20 protein-coding genes and 2 pseudogenes are annotated in these 24266 nt (G+C 62.4%); 13 read left to right on the top strand and 9 right to left on the bottom strand.

Annotated features, from left to right (window positions below; all coding sequences use genetic code 11):
- Positions 1 to 48: 48 nt before the first annotated feature.
- The 3 genes from hxlA to ACLLJI_RS16605 all read left to right on the top strand — a co-directional run bounded on the left by hxlA (position 49) and on the right by ACLLJI_RS16605 (position 2822).
- Positions 49 to 672: a 3-hexulose-6-phosphate synthase gene (gene hxlA, locus ACLLJI_RS16615; protein WP_434614537.1), complete on the top strand. Its 624-nt coding sequence runs from the start codon at positions 49 to 51 to the stop codon at positions 670 to 672.
- 872 nt (positions 673 to 1544) lie between these two features.
- Positions 1545 to 2537, top strand: a complete 993-nt coding sequence (locus ACLLJI_RS16610; RefSeq protein WP_434614535.1) for a glucose-6-phosphate dehydrogenase assembly protein OpcA — start codon at positions 1545 to 1547, stop codon at positions 2535 to 2537.
- A 162-nt stretch (positions 2538 to 2699) separates the two neighbouring features.
- Complete coding sequence (locus ACLLJI_RS16605) at positions 2700 to 2822, top strand: hypothetical protein (protein ID WP_434614532.1); 123 nt, start codon at positions 2700 to 2702, stop codon at positions 2820 to 2822.
- 122 nt (positions 2823 to 2944) lie between these two features.
- Here ACLLJI_RS16605 and ACLLJI_RS16600 read toward each other — a convergent pair whose 3' ends face one another.
- Complete coding sequence (locus tag ACLLJI_RS16600) at positions 2945 to 4255, bottom strand: LuxR C-terminal-related transcriptional regulator (protein ID WP_434614529.1); 1311 nt, start codon at positions 4253 to 4255, stop codon at positions 2945 to 2947.
- A 166-nt stretch (positions 4256 to 4421) separates the two neighbouring features.
- Between ACLLJI_RS16600 and tkt the strand changes: the two genes are divergently transcribed.
- The 5 genes and pseudogenes from tkt to ACLLJI_RS16575 all read left to right on the top strand — a co-directional run.
- On the top strand, positions 4422 to 6587 hold the full coding sequence (tkt, locus tag ACLLJI_RS16595) for a transketolase (protein ID WP_434614526.1): 2166 nt from the start codon (positions 4422 to 4424) through the stop codon (positions 6585 to 6587).
- Positions 6588 to 6645: 58 nt separating this feature from the next.
- Positions 6646 to 7767 carry a transaldolase gene (gene tal / locus ACLLJI_RS16590; RefSeq protein ID WP_434614523.1) on the top strand — a complete coding sequence of 374 codons (1122 nt, stop codon included), beginning with the start codon at positions 6646 to 6648 and terminating at the stop codon, positions 7765 to 7767.
- Positions 7768 to 7953: 186 nt separating this feature from the next.
- The gene (rpe, locus tag ACLLJI_RS16585) at positions 7954 to 8658 is read left to right on the top strand and encodes a ribulose-phosphate 3-epimerase (protein ID WP_283562421.1); all 705 of its coding nucleotides are present in this window, start codon (positions 7954 to 7956) and stop codon (positions 8656 to 8658) included.
- A gap of 16 nt (positions 8659 to 8674) precedes the next feature.
- Complete coding sequence (locus ACLLJI_RS16580) at positions 8675 to 9148, top strand: ribose-5-phosphate isomerase (protein WP_434614518.1); 474 nt, start codon at positions 8675 to 8677, stop codon at positions 9146 to 9148.
- A 119-nt stretch (positions 9149 to 9267) separates the two neighbouring features.
- Positions 9268 to 10057: pseudogene (locus tag ACLLJI_RS16575) on the top strand (6-phosphofructokinase); the annotation flags it as partial.
- 252 nt (positions 10058 to 10309) lie between these two features.
- Here the strand turns inward: ACLLJI_RS16575 and ACLLJI_RS16570 are convergent.
- Positions 10310 to 11713: an IS1182 family transposase gene (locus ACLLJI_RS16570; RefSeq protein WP_434621093.1), complete on the bottom strand. Its 1404-nt coding sequence runs from the start codon at positions 11711 to 11713 to the stop codon at positions 10310 to 10312.
- A gap of 255 nt (positions 11714 to 11968) precedes the next feature.
- Here ACLLJI_RS16570 and fbaA point away from each other — a divergent pair, with 255 nt between their 5' ends.
- The 4 genes from fbaA to ACLLJI_RS16550 all read left to right on the top strand — a co-directional run bounded on the left by fbaA (position 11969) and on the right by ACLLJI_RS16550 (position 14457).
- On the top strand, positions 11969 to 12991 hold the full coding sequence (fbaA, locus tag ACLLJI_RS16565) for a class II fructose-bisphosphate aldolase (RefSeq protein WP_283562336.1): 1023 nt from the start codon (positions 11969 to 11971) through the stop codon (positions 12989 to 12991).
- A 1-nt stretch (position 12992) separates the two neighbouring features.
- Positions 12993 to 13319: a DUF3151 family protein gene (locus ACLLJI_RS16560; RefSeq protein ID WP_283562337.1), complete on the top strand. Its 327-nt coding sequence runs from the start codon at positions 12993 to 12995 to the stop codon at positions 13317 to 13319.
- A 93-nt stretch (positions 13320 to 13412) separates the two neighbouring features.
- On the top strand, positions 13413 to 13697 hold the full coding sequence (locus ACLLJI_RS16555) for a hypothetical protein (RefSeq protein WP_434614513.1): 285 nt from the start codon (positions 13413 to 13415) through the stop codon (positions 13695 to 13697).
- Positions 13666 to 14457 carry an ISAs1 family transposase gene (locus ACLLJI_RS16550; RefSeq protein ID WP_434614510.1) on the top strand — a complete coding sequence of 264 codons (792 nt, stop codon included), beginning with the start codon at positions 13666 to 13668 and terminating at the stop codon, positions 14455 to 14457. Before ACLLJI_RS16555 ends, ACLLJI_RS16550 begins: the two co-directional genes overlap by 32 nt.
- A 116-nt stretch (positions 14458 to 14573) precedes the next feature.
- Here ACLLJI_RS16550 and ACLLJI_RS16545 read toward each other — a convergent pair whose 3' ends face one another.
- The 3 genes from ACLLJI_RS16545 to ACLLJI_RS16535 form a co-directional block, all read right to left on the bottom strand.
- Positions 14574 to 15161, bottom strand: a complete 588-nt coding sequence (locus ACLLJI_RS16545) for a TetR/AcrR family transcriptional regulator (protein ID WP_283562338.1) — start codon at positions 15159 to 15161, stop codon at positions 14574 to 14576.
- 219 nt (positions 15162 to 15380) lie between these two features.
- Complete coding sequence (locus ACLLJI_RS16540) at positions 15381 to 17684, bottom strand: putative transposase (RefSeq protein WP_434612882.1); 2304 nt, start codon at positions 17682 to 17684, stop codon at positions 15381 to 15383.
- Positions 17685 to 17869: 185 nt separating this feature from the next.
- A complete protein-coding gene (locus tag ACLLJI_RS16535; RefSeq protein WP_434614507.1) occupies positions 17870 to 18061 on the bottom strand; it encodes a helix-turn-helix domain-containing protein in 192 nt (63 codons plus the stop codon).
- Positions 18062 to 19211: 1150 nt separating this feature from the next.
- Between ACLLJI_RS16535 and ACLLJI_RS16530 the strand changes: the two are divergent.
- A pseudogene (locus ACLLJI_RS16530) lies at positions 19212 to 19422 on the top strand (prephenate dehydratase); the annotation flags it as partial.
- A gap of 10 nt (positions 19423 to 19432) precedes the next feature.
- Here the strand turns inward: ACLLJI_RS16530 and betT are convergent.
- The 4 genes from betT to ACLLJI_RS16510 all read right to left on the bottom strand — a co-directional run bounded on the left by betT (position 19433) and on the right by ACLLJI_RS16510 (position 23708).
- The gene (gene betT / locus ACLLJI_RS16525) at positions 19433 to 21604 is read right to left on the bottom strand and encodes a choline BCCT transporter BetT (RefSeq protein WP_434614504.1); all 2172 of its coding nucleotides are present in this window, start codon (positions 21602 to 21604) and stop codon (positions 19433 to 19435) included.
- Positions 21605 to 22045: 441 nt separating this feature from the next.
- Entirely contained in the window at positions 22046 to 22423 is a 378-nt protein-coding gene (locus tag ACLLJI_RS16520) for a cupin domain-containing protein (RefSeq protein ID WP_283562433.1), read from the bottom strand.
- Between the two features lie 195 nt (positions 22424 to 22618).
- Complete coding sequence (locus ACLLJI_RS16515) at positions 22619 to 22981, bottom strand: cupin domain-containing protein (RefSeq protein ID WP_283562434.1); 363 nt, start codon at positions 22979 to 22981, stop codon at positions 22619 to 22621.
- 388 nt (positions 22982 to 23369) lie between these two features.
- Positions 23370 to 23708, bottom strand: a complete 339-nt coding sequence (locus ACLLJI_RS16510) for a cupin domain-containing protein (protein ID WP_283562435.1) — start codon at positions 23706 to 23708, stop codon at positions 23370 to 23372.
- Positions 23709 to 24266 lie beyond the last annotated feature (558 nt).

Genomic DNA, 24266 nt, shown 5'->3' with positions numbered 1-24266 from the left:
CTCCACTTTCCATATCCACCGCAGTTCCCTACAGAAAGAAACAACATCATGAAACTCCAAGTTGCTATGGACCTCCTGACCGTCGAAGACGCCCTCAAACTGGCCGGTCAGGTCGCTGAGTACGTCGACATCATCGAACTCGGTACCCCGTTGATCAAGGCGGCCGGGCTCTCCGCCGTCACCGCTGTCAAGAACGCGCACCCGGACAAGATCGTCTTTGCTGATATGAAGACCATGGATGCTGGAGAGCTTGAGGCTGACATCGCCTTCAAGGCCGGCGCCGACCTGGTCTCCATACTTGGCAGCGCCGATGACTCCACCATCGCCGGTGGCGTCAAAGCGGCCAAGGCCCACAATAAGGGCATCGTCGTGGACCTCATCGGTGTGGCAGACAAGGTCACCCGCGCCAAGGAAGCCCGCGCGCTGGGGGCGAAGTTCGTGGAGATGCACGCTGGTCTGGACGAGCAGGCCAAGCCCGGTCACGACTTGAGCGGGTTGCTCAGGGCCGGAGAAGAAGCCCGCGTTCCGTTCTCCGTGGCCGGCGGCGTGAGCTTGAGCACCATCGAAGCCGTCCAGCGTGCCGGGGCCGATGTCGCCGTCGTTGGCGGCTCCATCTACAGCGCAGCCGACCCTGCCTTGGCAGCCAAGCAGCTCCGCGACGCCATCTCCTAGCCCTCCGATTGACGGTGGCGTCCCGCACCTTTAAAAGCCGCGGGACGCCACCTCCGGGGTGTAGCCCTGTAACTTCAGGGGCCCGCGGTCGTGGAATTCCTTGTCTGGGCCCCGGCGCAGAGACGTCACCGCGGGCACTACCGGTTCGTCGGAAGAACTAAGACATGAGTCAACAAACAATGGGACCGTTCAGGGGAAGTCGCAGATTCCCCGACCAGGAGCCTGTCCGGGCGTGGGCTTCCCTTCAGCACGGGGAATGCGTTGAAGTCTGGTCCATCGATTCGTTCTGCTACGCAGCTTATGTTGATGAGCGCGCTGACGACGGCCGACTGATATGGGTCATCGAGAACGGCACAGGCTGCCGTCATCTGTTGGTTCGTGGTGATCCCGTCACGCTGTATTCGATCTAGGACACAGCTCACCCCAACGATGAGGGGTTGGCACGTTGGGGACTCAAATCCCTGGGAGGGAAGCTGTTCATCATGCGTAGTCAGACCATCGAGCATTTGGAAGTCCTCGTTACCAAGCCTGGTCAACTTAACGAGTTGCTCGACGATGCAGAGGTCGTGCTCCGGCAGGTGGTGATGACCCAACGGTGTACCGGCATCCTGGTCACCCGCCATGAACCTGGCCGGTACACGCTCGAGTTCAGGACACGGTCCCCTTTGGGCAGACCTGGGAGCAGACACTCTCGTGAGCGTCGGTCGACGGCGGCGCTGCCGGGCCGTGACCGGTCGAAAAATGGAAGGCAACGATGTCTGTTACTTACCTTGATTCGTGTGTGGTCTGGGCGTAATCCGCTCCGGGATCCGCGGCGGCCCGGCTTCGGCTGATGAACTGCTGGCCCGTGACGGACGAACCTGGAGAAGGCCATGATCGTAGATCTGCCCAATACAACAACTTCGAAGATCTCCAGGAAGATCACGGCCCTGCGCGCCCAGGGCGGTGTGACCGCCCTGGGCCGGGTCCTGACCCTGGTCATCATCACCCGCTCCGGGCTCGAGGAAGACGCGATCGAGGCCGCGAACGAGGCCAGCCGCGAGCATCCCTGCCGGATCATCGTCCTCGCGGACGCCGGCGCGGACGCGCCCACCCGCCTGGACGCCCAGATCCGGGTCGGCGGGGACGCCGGCGCCTCCGAAGTGATCGTGCTCCGCGGCTCCGGGGAACTCGCCGCCGAAAGCGAGTCCCTCGTCGCGGCCCTGCTCCTGCCGGACGCGCCGATTGTCGCGTGGTGGCCGCACGGGGCCCCGGCAAACGCCGGGCAGACCTCCATCGGACGGATCGCACACCGCCGGATCACCGACTCGGCCAATGAAACAGACCCGGTCGCCGCGCTCGAGAACATCCGCGCCACCTACAAAGCCGGCGACACGGACCTGGCCTGGACCCGGCTGACGAACTGGCGGATCCAGCTCGCCGCCGTCCTGGACCAGGCCGACGACGCCCCCGTCACGGCCGTGGACGTCGAGGGCGCCACCGACTCACCCTCCACCGCACTCCTCGCGGCCTGGCTCACCCTGGCCCTAGACGTGCCCGTCACCATCCTCGCGGACCCCGCCGGGACCGGGATCCGGCGGGTCCGCCTCCACCGCCGCAGCGGCGACATCCAACTCGTCAGGCCCGGCCACACCATCGCCGAACTCACCCAGCCCGGCCAACCCGCCCAACGGATCTCCCTGCCACGCCGCAGCCTCAAAGACTGCCTCGCCGAAGAACTCCGCCGCCTCGACCCCGACGAAGTCTTCGGCGAAACCGTTCGTAGCCTTGGAACATCCAGCGCGGACCACGAAAGCCACCAGCCATCGACCGGCACCGCGGAACCAGGACAAAAACAGGACCATTTGTCACTGATCACCACCTAAAGGAACACAACACAACACCGCTCCGTTCCGTGCCCTACCCCCCAGGACCCGGAATCGAAAGCACGGACCCCGACCGATGCCGCTGATGCCCACAATCGTGGATCCGGACACCGGCCAGGTCCTCGGCATCATCGACAGCCGGGACCACAAGAGCGTCGAAGATTGACTCTCCGCCTGCCGTCGGCCCGGCGTCCGGACCTGCAGATCAACGCCATCGACCCGTCGGCGGCGTTCCGCAAGGCGCTGCGGATGTGGCTGCTGGTGGTCCAGATGCCTGAATCCTGACCTACGGGACCAGCGAGCAGCGCCGTAGGGATGACCCACTTCGTCCCGGGGTGCGCTGCTCATTGTACCGTCGTGCCTCGACGGGGCACGGATTGTCCCGGTGCCGCCGGGTCGTTACAGCGTCATCGGAGTCCGTGGTTGTGTGCCAGGGCGATGGCCTCGGTGCGGGAGCTGACGTCGAGCTTCTTGAAGAGGTTCCGTACATGGAACTTGACCGTGTTCTCGCTGATGCCCAGTGTTGAGGCGATGGTGCGGTTGCGTTGTCCGGCGGCTAGGTGTTGGAGCACTTCGAGTTCGCGGGCGGCAAGGTTCCATCCGGCGATATCCCCCCGGGCCGGGCGTGTCGGCGGGTCCAGGGGGAGTGTGACGAGGACGTCTGCACCCCAGCCGGGCATCACGTCGATCTGCAGGTGTCCGGTGAGCGCTTGGACCCGGCGGTCCAGGCGGCTGATGCTCGGGGCGTCGGCGGCGAGTGTGCCGCCGCCGTCGTCGCGTACGTTGATCAGCAGGTTTTCGCCGTCGCAGTCCCACTGCGTCCGGATTCTGCTGACGTCGGGTTGTTCCATCATGGCCAGTACAAGTCCGCGGACGACGGCCCGTGCGGCGTGGGCAACTTCGCCGGGCAGGGCCCTTCCATTTAGGGGTGGTTTGATGAACTCGACCTCAATGCCGCTGAAGCGCGTGAGTGGTCGCAGGTCCTCCCGCAGGCGTTCGAAGGCTGTGGCGACGGGCTCTTCCACCAGGTCCGTCGTGCGGTCGCTGAGGGTGCGGAGCCCGATCAAGGCTTTGGCGGTGAGGTCGGTGACGGTGGAGCGGGCTGTTGCATTGTCCAAGGAGGTTGAGCGCAGGGCTGCCAGGAGGGTCTCCAGGGTCGTGGAGTGCAGATCGGTCAGTTCCGCCGTCACGCGGACGCGTTCAGCTGAGGCTGCCCGTGATTCCAGCAGGTATGACGGCGGCGCGTCGGCTACTTTCTCCTGGATCCGCCGGGCAGCAATGCGCCACAGATACGTCACCAGGTCCAGCCCGGCGTTGTGCCCTGGATCGGCCGGGTGCGGATCCGTGAGGACGAGGAGGGCGTGGCTGGGGGCGTGTTTGAGGGCGAGTACGGGGCGGGGCCGGCCGGCGAGCTCGGCTTCCCCGAACCAGGGTGTCTCATCCGAAAGGGCAGCGCGAAGCGTGTCAAGCTCGGCGATGGAGACCCGGGAAATGATTTCTTCCTCGCCAGCCTTCTTCTGCGGGCGCCCCGTGCAGTCTTCGGTGAAGATGACCAGCGCGCTGCTTTCCAGGTAGGGGAGCGTGGCATCACGTAGTCGCTCCGCGATCTGGGTCAGGGGGGCATCGGCCAATGCTGCCACCTCCTGCAAGAGCGGCCACGGCAGGTCTGGAAGGGGCTTGGTGGATTCTTTCAGTGGCTGGTCGGTGGCTGCGCTCATCTGGGTAGTCTACCGGGGGCGGGAATGTCTGGCCAGTCCTTAAGTGTAGTCAGAACCGTCAGAAAACAGTGTTACCCCTACCCGTTTGTTTCGGGATCATGGATATCAACCAGAATCATCCGTTCGGCCGTTACAGGGCCGATGACCGAACCGAAGGGGACCAATCGTGAAGCCGACCGCAAATGCGACGAGTGCCGTAGACAGCACCACAGGTACTGAATCAGCAACACTCAACTGGACGGCCGAGGACCGGCGCGCCGTGGACACAATCCGCGTTTTGGCCGCGGACGCCGTCGAAAAGGTCGGCAACGGCCACCCGGGCACGGCCATGAGCCTGGCCCCGGCCGCGTACCTTCTCTTCCAGAAGCTGATGCGCCACGACCCGAAGAACCCGGACTGGCTGGGACGTGACCGTTTCATCCTGTCACCCGGGCACTCCTCGCTGACCCTGTATATCCAGCTGTTCCTCTCCGGCTACGGCCTGGAACTGAAGGACCTTGAGGCTCTGCGCACCTGGGGTTCGCTGACCCCGGGCCACCCGGAATACAAGCACACCGCCGGTGTGGAAATCACCACGGGCCCGCTGGGCCAGGGCCTGGCCTCCTCGGTCGGTTTCGCCTACTCCCAGCGCCGGATGCGTGGCCTGTTCGACGCCGATGCTCCGGCCGGCGAGTCCCCGTTCGACCACACCATCTGGGTCATTGCCTCCGATGGCGATCTCCAGGAAGGCGTGACCTCCGAGGCTTCCTCCCTGGCCGGGCACCAGGAACTGGGCAACCTCGTGGTGGTCTACGATGAGAACCACATCTCCATCGAGGACGACACCGACATCTCCTTCACCGAGGACGTCCTGGCGCGCTACGAGTCCTACGGCTGGCACACCCAGCGCGTGGACTGGACCAAGACGGGCGAATACGTCGAAGACGTCCAGGAGCTCTACTCCGCACTCCTGGCTGCGAAGGCCGAGACCTCCAAGCCCTCCATCATCTCGCTGCGCACCATCATCGGCTACCCCGCCCCGAAGAAGCAGAACACCGGCAAGATCCACGGTTCAGCCCTGGGCGCGGAGGAAGTCGCGGCCCTGAAGGAAGTGCTGGGCTTCGACCCCGAGAAATCCTTCGAAGTGGACCAGGACGTGCTGGCCCACGCCCGCCAGGTGGTGGACCGCGGCGCGGCTGCCCGCAAGGAATGGGACGAGTCCTTCAACGCCTGGCAGGCAGCCAACCCCGAGGGCGCTGCCCTGCTCGAACGGATCGAAGCCAAGCAGCTCCCCGCGGAACTGGAGAGCGCTTTGCCCGTGTTCGAAGCCGGCAAGGACGTCTCGACCCGCGCCGCGTCCGGCAAGGTCCTGAACGCGATCGGCCCGGTCATGCCGGAACTGTGGGGCGGTTCCGCGGATCTGGCGGAGTCGAACAACACCACCATCGAAGGATCGCCGTCGTTCATCCCGGCCTCCCGTTCCACGGAAACGTGGAAGGGCAACCCGTACGGCCGCGTCCTGCACTTCGGCATCCGCGAGCACGCCGCCGCGTCGATCGTGAACGGCATCTCGCTGCACGGCCGCACCCGCGCGTTCTCCGGCACGTTCCTGATCTTCAGCGACTACCAGAAGCCCGCCATCCGCCTCGGAGCCCTGATGGGCGTCCCGTCCATCTATGTGTGGTCGCACGACTCGATCGGCCTGGGCGAAGACGGCCCCACCCACCAGCCGGTGGAACAGCTCTCCACCCTGCGTGCGATCCCGGGCCTGGACGTCGTCCGCCCCGGCGACTCCAACGAGGTTGGCACAGCGTGGAAGACCATATTGGAGAACCACGAGAACCCGGCAGGCATCGTGCTGACCCGTCAGAACGTCCCCACCTTCGCCCGCGGCGAGGGCACAGCCGAGGGTGACACGTTCGCTTCCACCGCCGGTGTGGCCAGGGGCGGCTACGTGCTGGCCGAGGCATCCAAGGACGGCAAGACCGTGGACGCCCAGGTCATCCTGATCGGCACCGGTTCCGAGGTCCAGCTCGCCGTCCAGGCCCGCGAAGCATTGCAGGCCGAAGGCATCGCCACCCGCGTCATCTCCATGCCGTGTGTCGAGTGGTTCAACAAGCAGGACGCCGCCTACCGCGAGGCAGTCCTGCCGGCAGCGGTCAAGGCCCGCGTGTCCGTCGAGGCCGGACTGGCCCTGGGCTGGAAGGAATTCGTCGGCGACGCCGGCCGTTCCGTCAGCCTTGAGCACTTCGGGGCCTCGGCAGACTACAAGCGCCTGTTCCAGGAGTTCGGCATCACCGCAGAAGCAGTCGCTGCCGCCGCCAAGGACTCCATCGCCGCCGCAGGCAACTAATTCCCACCTGCACCTGCACCGCGAACTGTCATCATTTTCGAAGGAAGAAGCAGAAGCCATGACCAACGCAACACCCACCGCACAGCTTTCCGACGCCGGTGTGTCCATCTGGCTGGACGACCTCTCCCGCGGCCGCCTCAAGACCGGCACCCTGCAGAAGCTCATCGACCAGAAGAACGTCGTTGGTGTCACCACGAACCCCAGCATCTTCCACGCCGCGATCACCTCCGGCACGGACTACGACGCCATCATCGCGGCCCAGGCCGCTGCCGGTGCCTCCATCGAAGAGACGATCTTCGAGATCACCACCACCGACGTCGCCGACGCCTGCGACCTCTTCGCCCCCATCGCCGCGGCAACCAAGGGCGTCGACGGCCGCGTTTCCATCGAGGTCGACCCCCGCCTCGCTTGGGACACCGCCGGCACGGTCGCCGAAGCGAAGCACCTTTACAAGAAGGTCAACCGCGACAACGTCCACATCAAGATCCCGGCAACGCTCGAAGGCCTCCCGGCCATCACGGCAACCCTGAGCGAAGGCATCAGCGTCAACGTGACCCTGATCTTCTCCCTGGAACGCTACCGCGCAGTCATCAACGCCTTCCAAGCGGGTCTGAAACTGGCCAGGGACAACGGCCACGACCTCTCCACGATCCACTCCGTCGCGTCGTTCTTTGTCTCCCGCGTGGACACCGAGATCGACAAGCGCCTGGACGCCATCGGCACCGACGAAGCCACGGCACTCAAGGGCAAGGCCGGCGTCGCCAACGCACGCCTCGCCTACCAGGTCTACGAAGAGCTCTTCTCCACCGAGCGCTGGGCAGTCCTGGCCGAAGCCGGCGCCCGCCCGCAGCGCCCGCTGTGGGCTTCCACCGGCGTGAAGGACCCGGCCTACCCCGACACCCTCTACGTCACCGAGCTAGTCGCCGCCGACATCGTCAACACCATGCCGGAGAAGACCCTCGACGCCACCTTCGACCACGGCGTAGTCACCGGTGACACCATCACCGGCACCTACGAGGAAGCACACAGCGTGCTCACCGCCCTCGAAGCACTCGGTGTCTCCTACGACGACGTCGTCGCCCAGCTCGAATCCGAAGGCCTGGACAAGTTCGTGGCCAGCTGGAAGGAACTGCTCGCCGACGTCGATGGCGCCCTCACCACCGCACGGAAAGCTTCCTAACCCCGCCAGGCAGGCTAACCGCCAACCGTCCGGCAGCGTGGAGACCCCTCTTCGGGGGGCCTCCACGCCCCGGTACCGGAATCACTCCTTACCGGAATCAACGGGCCGCAGGCGCCGGCCCAGGCCGCCGGTCCGGGCCGAGAGTCCCGAGCCCCAGGCTCTGACTGTTACCGAAAGGCAGACACCATGTCCGTTTCACCCCTGAAGTGCTGTATCAACCCCAGCATCCTCTCGGCCGACTTCGTCAACCTCGAAGCCGAGCTGGCCCGCATCAGCAACGCCGACGCCGTGCACGTGGATGTCATGGACAATCACTTCGTACCGAACCTGACCATCGGCCTGCCCGTCGTGGAACGGCTGCAAAAGGTCAGCCCCGTGCCGCTGGACGCCCACCTGATGATTTCCAATGTGGACCGGTGGGCGCCCCAGTTCGCCGACGCCGGCCTGAGCTCGGTGACCTTCCACGTCGAGGCGTCCGACGCCCCCATCAAACTCGCCCGCGAACTTCGCGCGCGCGGGGCCAAAGCAGGCATGGCACTGCGCCCGGCCACCCCGGTGGAACCATACCTGGACATCCTCCCCGAACTGGACATGCTGTTGATCATGACCGTCGAGCCGGGCTTCGGCGGCCAGGCATTCCTGGACGTCATGCTGCCCAAGATCCGGCGCGCCCGCGCGGCGATCGAAGGTTCCGGGGTGGACGTCGCCATCCAGGTCGACGGCGGCATCACGGAGGAAACCATCACCCGCGCCGCTGAGGCCGGCGCCAACGTCTTCGTGGCCGGATCGGCCGTGTACGGCAAGCCGTCACCCGCGGACGCCATCGAGTCACTACGCGCAAACGGCCAACTCGCCTTCAACCCCAACAACACCGCACCCCGCCCCAATTAGCCTGAAAGACCCACTCATGCGCGTTCACATCGCAACCGACCACGCCGGCCTGGAACTTAGCTCCCACCTCATCACCGCACTGTCCGCCAGCGGCTACGAGATGGTAGACCACGGGCCCAAGGCCTACGACGCCGAGGACGACTACCCGGCATTCTGCATCAACGCCGCCCTGGCCGTGGTGGCCGACCAGGCCGCGGGCGTTGACGCCCTCGGGATAGTGCTGGGCGGCTCGGGTAACGGCGAGCAGATCTCCGCGAACAAGGTCAAAGGCGTGCGCGCGGCCCTAGCCTGGAACCTCGACACCGCCAAACTGGCCCGTCAACACAACAACGCCAACGTTGTCGCAGTCGGCGGGCGCCAGCACACCGTTAAGGAGGCCACCGAACTGATCAAGGCATTCCTGGCGGAACCATTTAGCAACGCCGAGCGCCACGTGCGCCGCATCGGAAAGATCGCCAGCTACGAGGCTACCGGCGAGGTTGCCGAGTAACTGGCGCTTCACTAAGCGGTTCGGCGCGGGCTCGTCAAAAAGGGAGTGGATTGTGGCAGGCCGAGAGTAGGGGCTCAACCCTGCCGGCGTTCTATGCACCCAGAGAGGTAAGGGATCAGATGAGGATTGGCATTCTCACCTCGGGCGGTGACTGTCCAGGGCTGAACGCGGTCATCCGGGGAGCAGCACTGAAGAGCAGCCGCGTCCCAGGCAACGAGTTCGTTGGCTTCAAGTACGGTTGGCGAGGAGTCGTCAACGCCGGTCTCATGCACCTTGACCGGACTAGTGTCCGGGGTTTATCCAAGCAGGGAGGCACGATTTTTGGCTCATCTCGGACCAACCCATTCGAGGGACCCCGCGGAGGCCCAGAGAATATCTCGCGGGTGATCAAAGAGAACCGTATCGACGCGATCCTCGCAGTCGGTGGAGAGGGCACCCTAACGGCAGCCCGGAGGCTCGCGGAAGCGGGACTGCCCGTGGTAGGCGTGTGGAGATCGCCAGGGAAGCGGTGGACCGCATTCACACAACGGCGGAATCTCACCAGCGCTGCATCGTTGTGGAAGTCATGGGCCGCAACGCTGGCTGGATCGCGCTTCATGCCGGCATGGCTGCCGGTGCACACGCAATCCTCATTCCAGAGCATCCCCGCTCGATCGCTCAGATATGCGAGTGGGTCAATTCCCTCCGGCACCGGGGGAGAGCCCCTGTTATCGTTGTGGCGGAAGGATTTGTGCTCGAGGCATGACCGAAGCCCACTCCCACAAGGGACTCGATGCATTTGAGCGCCCCCGACTTGGCGGAATAGCAGACATCCTCGCTCCCATGATCGCGGCCCACGCCGGCATCGAATCCCGCGCCACAGCCCTTGGACTCGCGCAGCGCGGGGGTGTACCCAGTGAGCATCGCAGAAGCCACCCACAGGCCAAAGCTCGTCCCCGTTCAACGCTATGAAGAAGCAGCCTTACCTGTTCGGCTGAAAACCTAGGTGCATGGGTCGGTAGTGGTTTTAGCCGTTTGATGTTCGGCGGCGTGGCAGCCGATGAATCCTGATGCCGGTAATAATTTCCTTTGAAGGAGGCGCCCCCGCCCCGAGGGATCGTTCAGCGAGGTGTGAAGAGCCGCCGTTGGCGTCCCGGGGCTGCCCCGTTGCCGGCCCCCGTTCTACATCCGCGCCAGGGAGGCCGCCCGGGTGCGGTGGCTGAAGAGCTTCATTAGGTTGTGGCACCCTGCCAGCAACTCCCACTCACGCGCTGCCTTCTCCATGCCGCGCAGGAGCACGTTTTTGCCCTGCCGGGTCTTGATCTGGCCGAAGACCGGTTCAACGATCGCTTTGCGCCGGGCATAAATTTTCTTGCCCTTCTTGGTTTTGAGTTTCCGTCCCATCCGTTCTGCCAGGCTCGCGTTGGCCGGGATCCTGCCCCGGGGCGACTCGGGAATCGGCGTACCGTGTTTCATGCGTCGGGTGGAGATGAAGAACTCGGTTGAATGAGCCGTTTCAACGTCTTTGACGTGCTCGAGGTTGGCTGCCGAGCAATACCCGGCGTCGGCACTCCACGTCGTGGGCATTGCACCTACAGAGACAGCCGTGTGTTCGATCATGGGGGCCAGCTGCTGCACATCCACGGCCACGTTGTTCAATCTGGTGGCAACAATTACCTGGTGGTCAGCATCCACGACGGCCTGGCCGTTGTAGCAGTAATGGTATGAACCATCCGCGGTTTTCATGATCCGCGCGTCCGGGTCCGTGAAGTTCCGTTGCGCCGTGGGCTTCGGCTCGGCCTTCGCAGCGGCAGTGTCGCCGGCAGCGGTGATGTCCTCGTCATCATCGCCGCGGGACCGGGCCTTCTCTTCCGCGAGCTGGCGGGCCTTGGCAGCGGCTTCTTCCTCCAGTGAGGCACGGGCCGTGGCCATCGCCGCGGCCCGGGCCCGCCTGTTCGCCAGCTCCGCGGGGAGTTCGTCCCCGCGAGTGCCCGGCCCGAAGCGGGCGTCCTCGGCCGCGTCGACGGTCTTCGCCTCTTCCATCAGGTCGCTGATCTCATCGGCCAGGACCTTCTGCTTCGCGCTCAACCGGGCATAGCTCATGGCCTTGTGCCGGGACGCGTTGGCCCGCACCTTCGTCCCGTCCAGGGCCACCCTGCCCAGGGAGACCATACCCGCGGCCCGGCACAGTTCCAGGGCCTGGAGGAACACGTTCGCCAGGGCCGCGAGGTGGCGTTCGCGGAAACGGGCGATCGAGCGGAAATCAGGGGCCTGCTGCGCGGCCAGCCACCGGAACGCGACCACATCCGTACATGCCCGCTCCAACTCCCGCGAGGAGCGGACCCCGACACAATATCCGTACAGGACGATGCGCAGCATCAGGCGCGGATCATACGGCGGCTGGCCCTTGGCCTTCGCATAGGACTTGTAGAAGCGGGCCAGGTCCAGCTCCGTGTCCACCATTTCGGCAATGAACCGGGCCAGATGGTTTTGCGGCAGCCACTCATCCAGTGACGGCGGGACCAGCATCACCGCCTCGGGTTCAAACCCCCGGAACCGCTTCCTGGCCCCGCCGTTGGCATCCATCGGCTCATCAACGGCCGGAGGCACGAGGGGCCCCACGAGCGACTCGGCGAACAAACCATCCTGGGAACCGGCATCCATACCCCAATTCTCCCAGCCCCACATCCGGCAGCCCGGCTAATCCGCCGGCGTTTTAAATAATTCGCCGGCGTTTTAAAACTAGGACGGACTACTGACCCACGCACCTAGCGGAAGTCAGAAAATGCCCTGACCAGTAGGGAAAGACCCATAGAAGACACTCAGCCCAAGGAGCTTTCAATGCCCGTTGCAACACCGGACAAGTACGCCGAAATGATCGACCGCGCCAAGGCCGGCGGATTCGCCTACCCGGCGGTCAATGTCACCTCCTCGCAGACGCTCAACGCAACGCTCCAGGGCTTCGCCGACGCCGGCTCCGACGGCATCGTCCAGGTTTCCACCGGCGGTTCGGCCTACTGGTCCGGCGCTGGCGTGAAGGACATGGTGGCCGGTTCGCTCGGCTTCGCCGCTTTCGCCCGCGAAGTTGCCAGGAACTACCCCGTCAACGCAGCCCTGCACACCGACCACTGCCCGAAGGACAGGCTGGACAGCTTTGTCCTTCCGCTGTTGGCAGCTTCCGAGGCCGAGGTCAAGGCCGGCCGCGACCCAATCTTCAACTCGCACATGTGGGACGGCTCCGTCGAGACCCTGGAGGAAAACCTGCGCATCGGCCGCGAACTACTGGCCCGAACCTCCGCCGCGCATATCATTCTTGAGGTGGAGATCGGTGCTGTTGGCGGCGAGGAAGACGGCGTCGAGAACGCCATCAACGACAAGCTGTACTCCACGGTGGACGACGGACTGGCCACGGTGGAGGCGCTTGGCTCCAGCGAGAACGGCCGCTACATCACGGCCCTGACGTTCGGCAACGTGCACGGCGTGTACAAGCCGGGCAACGTCAAGCTGCGCCCGGAGATCCTCAAGGACATTCAGGAGCCTGTTGGCGCGAAGCTGGGCAAGAACAGCCCGTTTGACCTCGTCTTCCACGGCGGCTCCCGCTCGTCCGAGCAGGAAATCAAGGACGCCGTCTCCTACGGGGTCATCAAGATGAACATTGACACCGACACCCAGTACGCGTTCACCCGCCCGGTGGCTGGCCACATGTTCGCGAATTACTACGGCGTCCTGAAGGTTGATGGCGACGTTGGCAACAAGAAGACCTACGATCCCCGCGTCTGGGGCGCCGCCGCCGAAAAGGGCCTGGCCGCCCGCGTCGTTGAGGCTGCCGCGCAGCTCGGCTCCGCGGGCAAGACGTATAAGTAGCATGAGCGACGAATTTTGCCGGAACCTCATGGGTCCGGAGCCCACGCTGCTTCCGGCCGAGGAGGACATCCAGGCGCGGCTGGCAGCCGGGGACGAGGCCGTCGACTTGGCGGCCAAGCACCCCACGTCGTCCCTGCTGTGGGCCATCCTGGCCGAGAGCGAGTGCTATCACGACCCAGGACAGGACTTCTGCACCAAAAACGACCCCACACGAACCAAGAACAACGCCATTCGCCGCCTCCAAGTACTCGGCTACAACCTCACCCTGACCACCCCAGAGGTAGCCCAGGGCGGCTGCAAAGTCATTTGCGGGCCGGCAGTGTCTTAACATGTGAGACGAACGGGGTCGTGGCTGTTAAAAAGTGAGAACTCCTGTTAACCCAGATGGTGTCAAAGCCTCTGTGTTGCCAGGAGTTCTCGCATGTCATCTTCTCACCTTGCCCTGTTCCTCGACGAATTCGCCGCCCCTGGCGCGGTGGGTGTTGATCCCGGCACGGTCCTTGCCGCGTTGCATGGACTGGCCGGAGCTACATCGCTGGTGGAGATGGCTGAATGGGCCGAAGATACGGCACGGGAGCAACTGTCTGCACTGGGGATCGGTTCCCGCACGCGACGACGCTGGGCAGGGTCCTTGAACGCCTTGATGCCGACCTGCTGGATCGTCTGGCTGGGGCATGGGTGCAGGCGGCTATCGGCGTTTCGGTGATCGCTCTCGATGGCAAGGAAGTCCGTGGTGCCAAGAACGGCGGCGGTTCGCGAGACCATGGAAGCGGTGCAGTGTTGGAGCAAGTCTGGGTGGCAGGGAATCCAACGAGATCCCCTACTTTTCAAAACTTCTGGACGGAATCAAGGACCTGACGGGCGTTGTCGTCACCGCGGACGCCCTTCATACACAACGCAAACATGCCGACTATCTTCATGACCGTTGTGCCTCCTACGTGCTCACCGTGAAGGGAAACCAGCCAGGTCTGCATAGGCAATGTGCTGACCTTCCTTGGAAGCGCGTCAGGAACGGACACAAGACCCTTGAAACTGCCAACGGCAGAGACATTGAAAGGACCGTCAAGTGCGTCAGTATTGCCGCAGGCATGAACTTCCCCCACGCAGCCCAAGCCGCCCAGATCACCCGCAAGTCACGGCCATTGGGAACCCGTAAGTGGTTCACCGAGACCGTCTATATCGTCACTTCATTGGCACCATCGCAGGGGAAACCCTCCGAGATAGGGGCATGGATCCGCGGCCACTCGACCATCGAAAACGGACTCCACTACCGACGCGACGTGACCTGGCGGGAGGACCATAGCCAGGTCCGAAACGGTGAAGCGCCACGAGTCATGGCCTCCCTGCGGAACATCGCCATCATGATTCTCCGACTCCAAGGCGAAACCAACCTTGCCAAAGCCGCCCGGGCAGCCCGAAACTACCCCGATCGAGCACTCAAACTAGCTGGCATCACTATCAGCTAAACGACTTTGCAGCCGCCCTGGAGGTAGCCTGACCTACCTTACTTTCGTATTAGGCATCGACTCACCATTCCGGAGGTATTGCTATGAGGCAAAAAAAGCCTGGTGGCAGAGGAACTTTAGACGCCGGCCTTGATCAGAAGTGCATCAACCATCATGAAGAACTGAGCGCGGTAATCGATCGCCCCCGGAGCGGTCATGCATTGTATGGCCGCCCCGTCGTAGATCATAAGAAAGCACCTTACCAGCGTACCGAAACCTACGAGGCACTGATCACCACTGCTTTCGGCTGCGGAAGAGAATATATTTCCCAGCTCCACTTCGTAGGCGGGATAAATTTTCGCGGCCAGCGGGCTGACATCGGAATTGCGTGTTGCCCACAGAATGAGTTCGATCTCAGCAAGTATGCTTGCGGGCTCTTCCTCTAGTGCGCGCCAGTAGCCTTCGGCCACTTGTTCCACAGCCTTACGAAGTCCCAAATGCTCCGAGACGTCACTGGAAAAGCGGCGCAGGTTCTTAAACCAAGCCTCGGCGGCCGCTTCCATGAGCTCTTCTTTATTGCTAAAGCAATAATGCGCCGTAGCCAAGGGGGCATTAGCCTCTTTTGCTATAGCCCGAATAGTTACCGACTGAACACCCTCACGACGCATAATTTCAACGGTCGCTGAAATCAACTGTTCTTTTCGGTCTTCTGAGGATACCCGCATAACACACTCTCCAGTCTCCCGGTTTCGGCCCGACAGGGCAATTTCCTTACAGTAAGTCTATTGCTTGGGCCATGGAAAACGTTCAACCACTTCACCTTGAACGACTTACGTGGTGCCTGATGCCAGGTAGCTCGCGAAATGATTCCTGCGTGCCTCAGCTAAAGTGCGGTTCCCCGTGTTCTGCCAGCTTACTGTCCTCAGGGCTCCTGACATAGCGATTTAGTTTTTGTTGGTTGGTTCTTTGTTTTTGACGGTGTAGCGCAGGATCAGGTCGGTGCCTGGGTGACGGGTTTCGGTGGCGGTGAGGTGTTCGCAAAGCTCGCTGATGGCTTTGCTGGCCCTTGCTGTGGGGAGTGGGTTCAGCCGGATGGTCAGGAAGCCCGGGGTCGTGGTGTCGATGTCACCGCTGGTGTTCAGCGCTGACCTGGTCAGGGTGTGGGCTTCTTCGGTGGCGCGGGCGTAACCGGTGTTGGTGCGGATTTCCCTGGCCAGGGTCATCATGGTGTTGTAGGCGGCCATCCGGATCCCGTGCGTAATCAGTTTGACTTCGGTATCGAGGACCTGCTGCCCGGGGGCGAGTCCACCTAACGGCAACCGGGCAGGAATCTCCCGGTGAGCTGCCTCCGCGGTATCTTGAGCGGCTTCGGCGGCGAAGAGGGGTGCGTTGATCGCGTTGTGCATGGCGTTGGTGACGATGATGCCCCCGGTACCGTGTGCGGGTGTTTTCAGGCCCAGCATCGCCGTATCCGTCTGGGCTGATACCTGCTGGTAGCGGGCCCGGGCGGCCAGGACTGTCTTGTAGGCCTCCTTCTTCGCGGGGTTCGGCACCGAGCGGTGCGGGTCATCATCGGTACTGCCGTAAGCATCATGGGAATCCAGGTCGAAATGCATCCTGGCGTAACGGAAGTAGTTTTCCTGCCGCCAGCGTGAACCCATCCGGTAAATCACCTCACCAACGGACATCTCCTGGTTGGTGGTGAGGATGTGGATCTGGCGTGTGGCGCCGCCTCGTGCGGGAACGATCCTGCTGATCTGGCGCATCCGGAACAGTTCACCAGTTTTTACGGTCGCGGGCAGGGGCAGATCAACCATCGTGTCGGCCGCCAGCCAGGAACGTGTTTCACCGTGCTCATCACGATGGGAAACCGGACTGAATTGGTCTTCGGGGATTGGTGGTGTGGTGCCTTTGCGCCAGGTCAGCACATCAAAACCTGCCGCTTCCATGTGCTGGAACAGGGCTGGGGACCAGCCGCCACGGTCAAACCCGACGAGTACTCGCCGCTGGTCCCCGATGATGTCCCGCAAGGCCGGAAGCAGGGTGCGTAGTTCCTTGGTCAGGGCGGTACCCGGTTCGGCCATGACGACGAATACCGGGGATCCGTGGGAGTCGGAAACCCAGGTCTCCTCCGTTGCCGGGGTCGGGAACTTCAACCTGGTCGAGTGTACTTTCCCGATCTTCTTCGCGCCTTGGTAAGCACGCACATGCCCATCCACATAGAGAACGGCAAGGAGCTCCTCACCGTCAGGATCATTTCCGTTCCCGGGGTTCAGGTGGTGTTCGGCCAGGGCGATCAGGAACTCCCCGGTTTTTCCGGTGTCGGCCATGAGGTCTGTTTTGCGGCGGATCGTTTTTACTTCCGGTGCCCGATCCATCCCCAGCACCCTTCCCAGATCGGTGGGGTTGATCCGGGTCGCGCCCTCGGCCCTTGATTCCCCGAGCAAGGCGCGGAGAACAGCGTCCAGGAGCATCGTGTCGAGCCCATAGAAGCCGTCCGGCAAAGCACCAAAAGTGTTCTTCGCGCAGGCGAGCAGACCGGTCCGCTCCAGCGCGGGCAAGGCCAGAAACAACCCAGCCAACGGCACTTTCGCCGCCGGAGCAAACACCGGGGCAGCGCACACCAGTTGACCGGCACGGGCTGCTGACCGCTCACTGCGGCGTTCCGTCGGCGCCGGCGACACGGGCAGATCGGCGGATTCTTCCTGCCACAATGCCGGCTGTGCCGCTTCCGGTGTCGGTGTTGGACTTACGAGCGCAGGGACCTTCACTGCTGCCGCCTCGGTGGGTGCCGTGGTTCGCTCCTTGGTGATGGCCAGGGCACGGCGGACGCTGAATTCGGAGACACCCACCGCGTCTCCGACGGCCTGCAGACTCATTCCGGACTCACGCAGAACAACAATCTCAGTGATCATGTCTTCACTCAACCGTGACGGGCCCTTCGGGCCGCGTTGTTCCAGGATCAGACCGGCCACACCCTCGGTGGCCAGTTGCTTGCGCCACCGATACAACGTCACCGCGCCGACCTTGAATGCGGTGGCAATCTCCTCCACGACCGCCGCTTTGAGCTCCATCAGGTTCACGGCAGCGAAGCGGCGAGTTACTGAATCTCCGGGCACCCACACGTAGGCCAGTTCACCGTGAAGGAAGACCTTCCCGCCCTCATCGTCCTCCACGAGGGAGACGGCAGCACCAATCGGGCAGGCAGCAGCGACGGGGGCCATTGGCAGAGGCGGTTGCGCAGTCATCCAAGCCATCATTCCACCCCATTCCGCCCGCATAGTTTACTTTCATAAATTATATCGTATCTGAGGCGGAATTAACAGGTTTCAGCCCAACAAGAACACCGGAATTACGCGAAAGCTACACACTCAATCATCAGCTATGTCAGGAGCCCTGGTCCTTGGGCCGAGGTGGCTGCCCGGTGCGGCAGTCATGGCCCGTAACTCAGTAGCGGGTGGACGTTGCGTTTAATCTCAGGGCTGATGGTGCCCCCGGAGCGGCCCAACGCCCTGCCGAGCGCCTGCATTGAGGTTCTGTTGGAGCGCACGCCCGCGATTCTCTCCCGTTCCTGCAGTGACAGGTAACGGGTGTTGATGGGGTGCTCGAGAGCTTTCAGGGCCACAGGTGCGGGGCCGGTTCCGCCAGAGCTGCCGGCAGTTCAGGTGCCGCGGCAGGGGTTGGAGTCTCCGCAAAAGTAATTGTCACTTCCTGTTTATACGAAAGACCCACGGCATGGCACTTGGCGGGTGCCGTGTCCTTTGCCGCCTGTTGCCGGTCCCGTTCGTAGGATCTCTGTTTGCTGACTCCAACGGCGAGGGCGGCGTGCCCGCTCCTTCTTGACGCAAGCCAGGTAGTGAATCTGTTTCGGGCGAGGGGCGGCGCAGACAGATCGAGGCCATGCCGGCCTCGATCGCCCAGTTGGAGTGGGTGGAGCAATTCAGGTCCAGCTGCTTCGCTGCCGCGCTGAGGCTGCCAACTGTCAGCGGCCACGAAGAAGTGTCCACAGGTGCCCAATAGGATTTTGTCGAATTCGCACCGGGAGGCCACAAAGGGTGCCCGCTGGCGGCCAGGTGCATCACTTCTCATTTCCCTGTCCAAGAGCCCAAAATCGGGTGTTAATGTGCCTGATTTCGAGTTGGAACCGAGTCGGTTGACAACCTTCGTCACCTCGACCTGCGACGCCTCCTGAACGTCCAGATGAAGGCTGCTGGCACGGGAATACAGGGATCGGAGGGGCCGCCGACGTCCCCTTGGCCGACGTCCCCTTGGCCGGTGGCGTGGCGACGTTTCACGACTTCATGACGGAGTAGGCTTTTGGTGCAACCCCGCCAGCAATGAAGGATCGAATTCTCAGAGCTGGAATGACGAGATCCGAGCCCTCCGGGCGGCCATCGAATCGTGTGCGTTCTGTTGGCCGTCTATGGGCACTTCCTCGTGGCCGCTGCTCATCAACTTCCCGCAGCAGGTGAATGAACTCCTCAATTACCGCCGGTGCGTAGCGTTGCCGCGGCCCGGTCTTCACTGGCCGGGTGCTTTGTGGCTTCTTGGCTGCCGGATTGATCCGACCTGCCCAGTTATTCGCCGTGCTATGTGAAGGGGCCCGTTGGCAAGGCGCCCAAGCGCCGGTTACCCGGCAACGCGGCCGGATAACCGACCATTCCTGCCACAAGATGGCCACATGGGTGTAGCAGCCCTGTAGGAACACCCCGGCGACATCGTGCATGAGAAGCTCCTTGCTCTGGGGTTCACCGCGTGGCCTGTGCGACAACCCGAACGGCGTGCACATGACGCGTCGGGAGAGCTACATGGTGGGCGACGGATTCGCCGCCACCATGTTTATGGTGGCGGCGAAGGCCACCTCGAGAACCTACTTTTGCGCCTGGTCCTTGAGAAGGAGGAGCTGGATTTCTTCGCCACCTAGGTGGCATCCTGGGTGTCTATGCCGCTGCCGGGTTCCGGGGCGTGCAAGAGGTCACTGCCTGACCCTGGCCGGTCACTCCTTGACGCCGCCGCCTGCGCTGTCGCCGTCTCGCTCAGGCGCTGCGCGCCGTCTGCGCGATGTGGGATTTGTAGTTGGTGTTACCGGCGGGGTGAGTGTGGAAGAGCTTGCCTGCTGACCCAAGGAGGTTAGGAAGCCCAGGTGGCCCTCGTAACGGGCTAGGACGTCGTCGATTATTTGCTGCTGCGTTACGCCCATCAGGTCGTAGCCCTCGGAGCCGGTCGGTGAGAAGACTTCCGCGCGATAGTAGACGTCCGCTTCGTGGAACGTACGCCCACCGAACGTCGGCACCGGGGCTTCCACGGCCTGGACCTGATAGAGGAAGTCGCGATGGTCCGGAATGGTGACAACCAGCGCGTAATCGGTAATACCCGTGTATTGGCTCGGGACAGCGTCCAGGGTTGCCTGGTGACCTTGTTCAATAAACTCGTTGACCAGCTCGGCTAGGGCTGGCTGGGCCGTGTGTTCCATGAACTGGGCTAGCTCATTTTTGGAAGGATAGGACCGTATCCCTGTCAGTCTCTGGCGCCAGGTGCGGTCGGGCCCGTGGCTGCCGTGCACAGCCTTTGATTGCTGACGCAGTGCCTGGCCTTCACGTTGTGCCCGCTCCACCCGTAGTGCTTTTGTGAAGGAGGCCATGACCAACCAGGCGATGATCGTCACCGGCAGGGCGAAGATCAGTGTGGCGTGTTCCATGGTGGTTACGCCGCCTGCTACAAGCATCGCGATGGTGAGCAGCGCGGTGAGTATGGCCCAGAAGATACGCAGCCATTTAGCCCCGTCCTGGGATGCGTTAGTGATGCGGGAGGAGAAATTGGACATCATCATGGCGCCGGAGTTGGCGCTGGTGAGGTAGAACAGCATGCCGGACAACGTGCCCAACCCGATCAGGAAAGCGGCTCCGGGAAACATCTCAAGCAGGGCGTACCAGCCCCGTTCCGGGCTGTCGATGGCCAGTTGGGCGAACTTCGTGTTGCCGTTCAGTACCTCGTGCATGGCGCTGTTGCCGAAGATGCTCACGACCAGGAAGTCGCACAGCACGGGGGCGGTGATTGCAGCGATGACAAATTCGCGCAGCGTCCGGCCGCGTGAGATGCGTGCCAGGAACAGGCCCACGAACGGGCCCCAAGCAAGCCAGAAGGCCCAGAAGAACAAAGTCCAGCCGGCCATCCATTCCGAACCGCCTGCTTCGTACGCGAACGTCTGCAGCGTACGGCCGGGCAGGGTGACGGCAAAGCGTCCGATGTTCTCTACCAGGGCGTTGAGCAAGAACGCGGTCTGACCGGTCACCAGGATGTACAGCAGCAAGGCTGCGGCGGCCCAGATGTTCAGCTCCGCAACCCAGCGGATTCCTTTGTCAACGCCGGAGGTGCATGAGGCGATGGTCAGAATGACGGCGACAATCACCAGCGCGATCTGCAGGGCCAGGCCTGACTGCAGACCAAAAATTAAGGAGAAGCCGATGTCCAGCAGTACCACGCCGATTCCCATGGCCGTGGCCACACCGAAAACAGTACCCACGAGGGTGACAATGTCGACCGCGTCGCCCAAGCCCCCACGGACGCGCTTGCCCAGCAACGGATACAAGACTGCTCGGATCGACAGCGGCGTGCCCCACCGGTAGGCGAAGTACCCCATGGCCATGCCGAGGAGCGCATACATGGCCCAGCCGGCGATCCCGTAGTGGAACATGGTCCACACCACGGCGTCCTGAGCTGCCGCCGCCGTCTGGCCTTGGCCCTCCGGCGGCGTCATGTACTGGGTGATGGGTCCGGTCACGGAGTAGAACAGCATGTCGATTCCCACACCGGCGGCGAACAGCTGGGCCACCCACGTGAAGAGCTTGTACTGCGGACGGGAATTATCCGGGCCCATCCGGACCGAGCCCACCTTGGACAACGCCACCCACAGCACAAAACCGATCACGACAGTGACGGTGACAACGTACACCCAGCCGACGTTCGCTGCGACCCAAGACGTCACGACCGCCATGGTGTCATCCGCGTTGGCGGGGAACACCATCGCCCAAATAGTGAAAGCGAGGATGACGATAGAAGCAATAATGAACACGCGCCAATTAACCTTGGGCACATTGCTCTCGATAAATTTGGCGGACCCAGAATCACGGTCTTTCGCCGTGTCACGGTCTTTGTCGATGATACTCAAGGATCCAGCTCCAATTCTTCGTCTTGGCTGCGTGAAACGCAGCACATCATGGTGGTGTTCTCGGCTTTGACTCGGTCGGTCAGGTAAAGATCCCGGTGCTGGGGTGTCCCTCGAAGTACTGGTAGGGAACGTCCCCCTGAGATACCTCTGCCCCTGCCGCACAAGCAGACGATGCGTAACTGTTGCCGCAGGGGCAAAGGTAATTACGGGGACGCGAAGCCTGAACACGGTCACCGATGACAATCCAATGGATGGTCATCGGGCCGCCCGCCCTGTCTTCGACTTGGAGTACCGAGATGGTGTATTCGGATGGGGGTGCTGCCTGAACCGGTGAGCGAGTATGCATTGGCGCCCCCCGTATTGGACCACAAGGTGGCTCCCCGGGTCGCCACCGGTATCTAACTGTTGCCGGCGGCATGGATTCGGATCGTGCGATGTTCCCTAGGCTGACATGGAGCCGTGAGCGGTGAAGAACCCCAGACCGTAGTCAGGGGTCTCAAACGTCACTTCTGCTCCCTTGGGGAAAAACAGCACGTCGCGCTCCTTCGCGTGTGTCACTTCCCCTGTCGCCCGGTCGGTGAGGATGAACTCACCCTTGATAACGACCTTCATCTCGTCGCAGGTGTACGTGTACACCAGGGGTTCGGAGGCCTTCAGCTCGAAGAATCCGGAGCTCATGACCGAGCCCTCGGGGTTGGTGAGGGAGTCCGCGATGGCGGCGTCACATCCAGGCACGTTCATCGACGGCAGTCCAATATAACCGTTTTCCACCTTGTGAATGGATCCGGTTTTGCTCAGTGTTCCTACGACGGTTTCCATGGTTACTCCTGTAAATAGTGCTGTGGTGATTAGTGTTGTGAAAGTCTGACTTAATCTTTGTCAGAACTGTTCATTTTTGATGGCCGTTATTGTTGCGTGTTTGCTGTAGCAGAGCTCGTAGCAGCTCTCCTGGGCACTGAAATTTCTGGGAGCAGCCGATAGGGTTTCGCATCGGAAGCCCCGTCTTCGCCGCTGTTAGAAGATCACGAAAACTTTGCGCAGTGTCTCGTGAATCTCCCAGTTACCGCTCCAGCCCCGGGGAACGAAGACCGCGTCTCCGGGCCCAACGAACTCGGGCTCGCCGCCGTCGGCGTTGATCGTCATCGACCCTGAAAGAACATGCAAAAACTCGTGTGTTTCAAGAACCCAGCGAGAAGGCCCAGCGGTGCATTCCCAAATGCCAGATTCGGCACCGTTCTCGTCCTTCCACAGGTATATTCCGCGCGTATCCATCTGCGGTCCAGTCGCTTCAGGACAAGGACCCCAATCCTCCAGCTCCTTAACCTTCTCTGCATCGCGGATAAGGCTGGCGGAGATGGAGGCTGTCTTTTCAGTCATTACTTTCCCTTTCGTGTGGGCTATCAGCCACTTCTGCCGATATAAGTTTTGTTTTTAGTTAATTGCGGACCGACGTGCCCTTAGATGCGGCACTCAAGGTGTTCCGCGTCGCGCAGGCGTCCTGCTAAGGCACGCACAAGGCGATCCATGAATCCTGCCAGGATGGGCATGCTGATTCCGGCTTCGAATCAGGATGTACACGTCCGCTCCACCGGCCACTTAATTGTCGAGTGGATCAGCCTGTTTTACTGATCAACGACCAAGGCTCCGTCGACTCCAAGCCAGTAAGGGCCTAGGCTCACCATGGATGCAGGCAGCACCCACTTGTGGGCGTAGTTTAGGGCGTAGGTCGTGTAGGCGTCCAGTCCTGACGGGGATGTATCAGGGCTCAGATTTCGGAGTATCGGAAGGAGTGTGACTCTAGACCTTCGGGGTTGGGGCCGTAAATGGTGACCATCCGCGCATAGACGGGTGCCCAGTACCTGCCCATCCGGCCGGGATTGACACGCGCCGAATCACCCGGCTTCAGGATGACAGTCTTGCCTTGGCTCTCGATATGGAGTTCGCCTTCCAGCACGAAAGCAGTCTCGCTGTGTGGGTGGAAGTCCTCCCAGGCGCAGGCCTTCAGCTCCCATTCCGAGAGGATGAAGTCGTTCCAGCCGCCTTCAGGATGAGCGTTGATGAACCTGCAGCTCAATCGCCCCCAATCGCCCTTCAGGGCCTTCATGGGCTCCGCCGGCCAAAAATCGATTGCTTCCCCCGACGTCAGTGGCGGGGGTTGAGGCGTGGTTGTGGCCATTGTCTTTACCGTTTCTGTAGTGGGGAATCTGCTTTGCGGTATGCCTTGTAGATCTGAGTGACACTCCATCGACGTGATGCGTGTCACTGCGATGTGAATACTGTGACATGAACGGATGTTCAAGTCAATGGTTCGCAATGACTCAATATGTAACGATCGACGGGGCTATCCATGCAGTAGCTACCAAAACGAGTAGTTTGAACCATCCCGAATGAGCGCTTACCCTACCCGCAAATGATAGGAGGATGGACGAAAGGCCCACGTCTGGAGGAGAGAGTTGCATTTCAGCGTCATGAACGAACCCGCCTCGGAAGTATCCGGGGGAACCAACGCCAGCAACGTTTCCCTTGTCTTGGGGAAGATTGCAGCTACCGACGCAGTCATCGGCGTAGAGCAGCTGGCTCCAGGCTGCTTCTTCTGGTCGCATCCGGTTCCGGGGGCACCTCCGGGGTTGTGAAAGCTGCCGAGACCGCAGCCAAAGCACAG

Origin of the sequence: Arthrobacter sp. A5 (assembly GCF_051131705.1) — a bacterium.
In the GTDB taxonomy this organism is placed as follows: domain Bacteria; phylum Actinomycetota; class Actinomycetes; order Actinomycetales; family Micrococcaceae; genus Arthrobacter_M.
Note: the sequence above shows the minus strand (reverse complement) of the source record. Positions and strands in the feature narration are given on the sequence as shown.

Coding starts and splice junctions, on each gene's coding strand:
- hxlA (WP_434614537.1), top strand. CDS start 49: ATGAAACTCCAAGTTGCTATGGACCTCCTGACCGTCGAAGACGCCCTC.
- ACLLJI_RS16610 (WP_434614535.1), top strand. CDS start 1,545: ATGATCGTAGATCTGCCCAATACAACAACTTCGAAGATCTCCAGGAAG.
- ACLLJI_RS16600 (WP_434614529.1), bottom strand. CDS start 4,255: ATGAGCGCAGCCACCGACCAGCCACTGAAAGAATCCACCAAGCCCCTT.
- tal (WP_434614523.1), top strand. CDS start 6,646: ATGACCAACGCAACACCCACCGCACAGCTTTCCGACGCCGGTGTGTCC.
- rpe (WP_283562421.1), top strand. CDS start 7,954: ATGTCCGTTTCACCCCTGAAGTGCTGTATCAACCCCAGCATCCTCTCG.
- ACLLJI_RS16580 (WP_434614518.1), top strand. CDS start 8,675: ATGCGCGTTCACATCGCAACCGACCACGCCGGCCTGGAACTTAGCTCC.
- ACLLJI_RS16570 (WP_434621093.1), bottom strand. CDS start 11,713: ATGGATGCCAACGGCGGGGCCAGGAAGCGGTTCCGGGGGTTTGAACCC.
- fbaA (WP_283562336.1), top strand. CDS start 11,969: ATGCCCGTTGCAACACCGGACAAGTACGCCGAAATGATCGACCGCGCC.
- ACLLJI_RS16560 (WP_283562337.1), top strand. CDS start 12,993: ATGAGCGACGAATTTTGCCGGAACCTCATGGGTCCGGAGCCCACGCTG.
- ACLLJI_RS16555 (WP_434614513.1), top strand. CDS start 13,413: ATGTCATCTTCTCACCTTGCCCTGTTCCTCGACGAATTCGCCGCCCCT.
- ACLLJI_RS16550 (WP_434614510.1), top strand. CDS start 13,666: ATGGGTGCAGGCGGCTATCGGCGTTTCGGTGATCGCTCTCGATGGCAA.
- ACLLJI_RS16545 (WP_283562338.1), bottom strand. CDS start 15,161: ATGCGGGTATCCTCAGAAGACCGAAAAGAACAGTTGATTTCAGCGACC.
- ACLLJI_RS16540 (WP_434612882.1), bottom strand. CDS start 17,684: ATGACTGCGCAACCGCCTCTGCCAATGGCCCCCGTCGCTGCTGCCTGC.
- ACLLJI_RS16520 (WP_283562433.1), bottom strand. CDS start 22,423: ATGGAAACCGTCGTAGGAACACTGAGCAAAACCGGATCCATTCACAAG.
- ACLLJI_RS16515 (WP_283562434.1), bottom strand. CDS start 22,981: ATGACTGAAAAGACAGCCTCCATCTCCGCCAGCCTTATCCGCGATGCA.
- ACLLJI_RS16510 (WP_283562435.1), bottom strand. CDS start 23,708: ATGAAGGCCCTGAAGGGCGATTGGGGGCGATTGAGCTGCAGGTTCATC.